At 66.8% G+C, this 2,906-nt stretch carries 4 protein-coding genes; 2 read left to right on the top strand and 2 right to left on the bottom strand.

Features of this window, described 5'->3' with window-relative positions; translation table 11 throughout:
- Positions 1-80: 80 nt before the first annotated feature.
- Complete coding sequence (locus OK17_RS20515; protein WP_232718710.1) at positions 81-404, bottom strand: AzlD domain-containing protein; 324 nt, start codon at positions 402-404, stop codon at positions 81-83.
- Positions 401-1,129: an AzlC family ABC transporter permease gene (locus tag OK17_RS20510; protein WP_461418576.1), complete on the bottom strand. Its 729-nt coding sequence runs from the start codon at positions 1,127-1,129 to the stop codon at positions 401-403. The genes OK17_RS20515 and OK17_RS20510 overlap by 4 nt, the downstream gene beginning before the upstream one ends.
- A gap of 57 nt (positions 1,130-1,186) precedes the next feature.
- On the opposite strand from OK17_RS20510, the gene OK17_RS20505 reads away from it, so the two are divergent.
- Together OK17_RS20505 and OK17_RS20500 are read left to right on the top strand one after the other, a co-directional pair.
- The gene (locus OK17_RS20505; protein WP_232718707.1) at positions 1,187-1,750 is read left to right on the top strand and encodes a helix-turn-helix domain-containing protein; all 564 of its coding nucleotides are present in this window, start codon (positions 1,187-1,189) and stop codon (positions 1,748-1,750) included.
- A 303-nt stretch (positions 1,751-2,053) separates the two neighbouring features.
- Positions 2,054-2,906: DEAD/DEAH box helicase (locus OK17_RS20500; RefSeq protein WP_461418575.1), on the top strand; the 853-nt coding region annotated here is incomplete at its 3' end.

The raw sequence follows: 2,906 nt of genomic DNA, 5'->3' as shown, positions 1-2,906 counted from the left end.
CCGCAAACCCACCCCTTTTCGGCAAACCCAGCACCCCGACGGGTGGTGATTCTGCCGAATAAGGGTGGGTTTGCAGGTGGTCAGGCGATGCCGAGCGCGCGTAGGCCGGCGGCGGTCGCCGCGGCGAGGATGACCACGACCGCGATCGGGGCGCGAAAGATCGCCGCGAGGATGCCGACGGCGACCCCGGCCGGTCGTGCCCATCCGGCGAAGTCGTGGTCGACGAAGAATGCGCCGGTCAGGGCCACTGCGACCAGCAGTACCACGGTGGCGCGGTCCATCAGCTTCTCCGCATTCGCCGACACGGACAGGCGGTTGCGGAGTAGCGGTCCGGCCAGCCGGATCACGTAGGTGCCGACAGCGAGAACGGCGATTCCGATGCCGAGGGACAGTCCGGGGGTCATCGGGGCACCTCGCTGTCGACGAGAGGGTGGGCTGGGGCAGGGGCCCGATGTGGCAGAAGACTCCGAACGACTTCGACAGCGGCGAAACCCGCCAGCGCGCAGAGAATCGGCAACCCGGCCGGCAGGAATGGTGTCGACGCCAACGCGATGGCACCACCGACGGCGACCGCTGCCCAGGTTGCGCGCGTTTTCAGCGCCGGAATGGCAAGTGCGGCAAGCAGAGCGGGGAACGCGGCGTCGAGCCCGAGGACCTCAGGGCTCGCGACGCTGCTGCCGAGCAGGGCGCCCAGTCCGGCGCCGGCCGGCCAGCAGATGAGAATTCCCAAGCCGCACAGCAGAAATGCGGCGCGGGCACGACGCGGCTCGGATTCCGCGGTGGTCATCGCCGCCGTCTCGTCGTTGATCAGGTGCGCACCGAAGAGGATCTCCGTGAGTCCGCGTAAGTGCTTGCCCACCGCGAGTCCGTAACCGAAGTTCCTCGTGTTGACCAGAAGTCCGGCGAGGGCTGCGACGACGGGTACGCCACCGGCGGCGAGCACGCCGACGAAGACGAACTCCGACGACCCGGCGAGTACGACGGTCGCGATCAGCATGATCTGCCACAGGGCCAGCCCCGCGCTGTGGGCCGCGACGCCGTACGACGCGCCGATCACGAGTACCGACAGGCACATCACGATCACGGCGCGCAGGGTCGCCGAATCGAGTGTTCTCCAAGCCGAACGCATGACTATCATAGTGAACACACGACGAGTGTTCGTCAAGATGGACGATCGGACGGTTCAATGAACAATGCTGGGCAGGTGAACCCGAAAGAGCTGGTCGCCGCGTCGCTGAAACGCGAACGGAACCGCGCGGGACTATCGCTCACCGAGCTGGCGCGACGTGCGGGGATCGGTAAGTCGACGCTGTCCCAGCTCGAGTCGGGGGAGGGAAACCCCAGTGTGGAGACGTTGTGGGCGCTCTCGACAGCCCTCGGCGTGCAGTTCTCGGCGTTACTGGACTCGCCGGCACCGACCGTCGAGGTGATCAGATTCGGGGAGGGGCCGGTGATCCCGGCCGCTGATGCCGACTATTCGGCGACGCTGCTGTCGACCGCCGCACCGGGTTCCCGCCGCGACATGTACGTCATCCGGGCAGAGCCCGGGAAGCCGCGGGTGTCCGCGCCGCACGCGCGCGGGGTCCTCGAACATGTCGTCATCAGTGCAGGTCGCGCCCGTCTCGGACCCAGCGACGCCGCCGAGATCCTCGGCCCCGGTGACTACATCTGTTACCCCGGCGATGTCGAGCACGTCTTCGACGCATTGGAACCCGGCACGGTCGCGGTCATGCTGAGTGAGGCGTTCTAGCGGCTCGTTCCGAGTCGCGACCTCGGTCACAACAATTCGCTTCTTTCGTTACCGGCGCGTAGTGTCAATCGCAGTGATGCACCTTGATGGATGCATCTCCGCGTCGTAGAACGCCTCTCTCGCAGGTCGGGGCCCACTTAAGGTGGTCGCCGAGGTAGGACACTTCAGATGTCCACCGCCTGCCATTGACTTCATACGGCGAACGAGCCCGCGTACCCGCGTGTTCGCCATCGGCACCGACCTTTCGGCAGAGATCTGCCGCCCTGCTCGCGTGCCACGCACAGGAAGAGCTCCGCTCACATAATGACTGCTGTCCTCGAGACCCCCTCGGCCACTGCAACCCAGCTCGTCGAGACCATTCCCGCCGACACCGCCGCACCCCAGGTTTCCTTCGAATCCCTCGGCGTGCCAAGCAAATTGGTCGAGGTCCTGACATCGCAGGGCAAGGCCAACGCCTTCCCGATCCAGGCCGACACCCTGCCCGACACCCTTGACGGCAAGGACGTCCTCGGCCGCGGCAAGACCGGCTCGGGCAAGACCCTCGCCTTCTCCATCCCGCTGGTCGCCGGACTCGCCGAGATGGAGGTCAAACGCTACGTCGGTGCGCCGACCGGCCTCATCCTGGCTCCGACCCGCGAACTGGCCACCCAGATCGCTGCTGTCGTCGAGCCGCTCGCGGCCGCCGTCGGCCTCACCGTGACCACCGTCTTCGGTGGCGTCAAGCAGACGCGTCAGGAACAGGCCTTCCGCCGCGGCGTCGACATCGTCGTCGCCTGCCCGGGACGCCTCGAAGACCTGATGCGCCAGGGCATCGTGAAGCTCGACGAGGTCGAGGTCACCGTCATCGACGAGGCCGACCACATGGCCGACCTCGGCTTCCTCCCGGTTGTCACCAAGCTTCTCGCCGCCACCCCGTCCGACGGTCAGCGCCTGCTGTTCTCGGCGACCCTCGACAACGGCGTCGACAAGCTGGCCAAGCGCTTCCTCGACAACCCGGTCCTGCACTCGGTCGACTCGGCCGAGTCCCCGGTGGCCGCCATGACCCACCACGTCTTCGAGGTCTCCTCGGCAGGCAAGGCCGATCTGGTCGCCGAACTCGCTTCGGGCACCGGTCGCCGAATCCTGTTCATGCGCACCAAGCATCAGGCCAAGAAGC

The sequence above is a fragment of the Gordonia sp. GN26 genome (assembly GCF_054823965.1).
Note: the sequence above shows the minus strand (reverse complement) of the source record. Positions and strands in the feature narration are given on the sequence as shown.

Coding starts and splice junctions, on each gene's coding strand:
- OK17_RS20515 (WP_232718710.1), bottom strand. CDS start 404: ATGACCCCCGGACTGTCCCTCGGCATCGGAATCGCCGTTCTCGCTGTC.
- OK17_RS20510 (WP_461418576.1), bottom strand. CDS start 1,129: ATGCGTTCGGCTTGGAGAACACTCGATTCGGCGACCCTGCGCGCCGTG.
- OK17_RS20505 (WP_232718707.1), top strand. CDS start 1,187: ATGAACAATGCTGGGCAGGTGAACCCGAAAGAGCTGGTCGCCGCGTCG.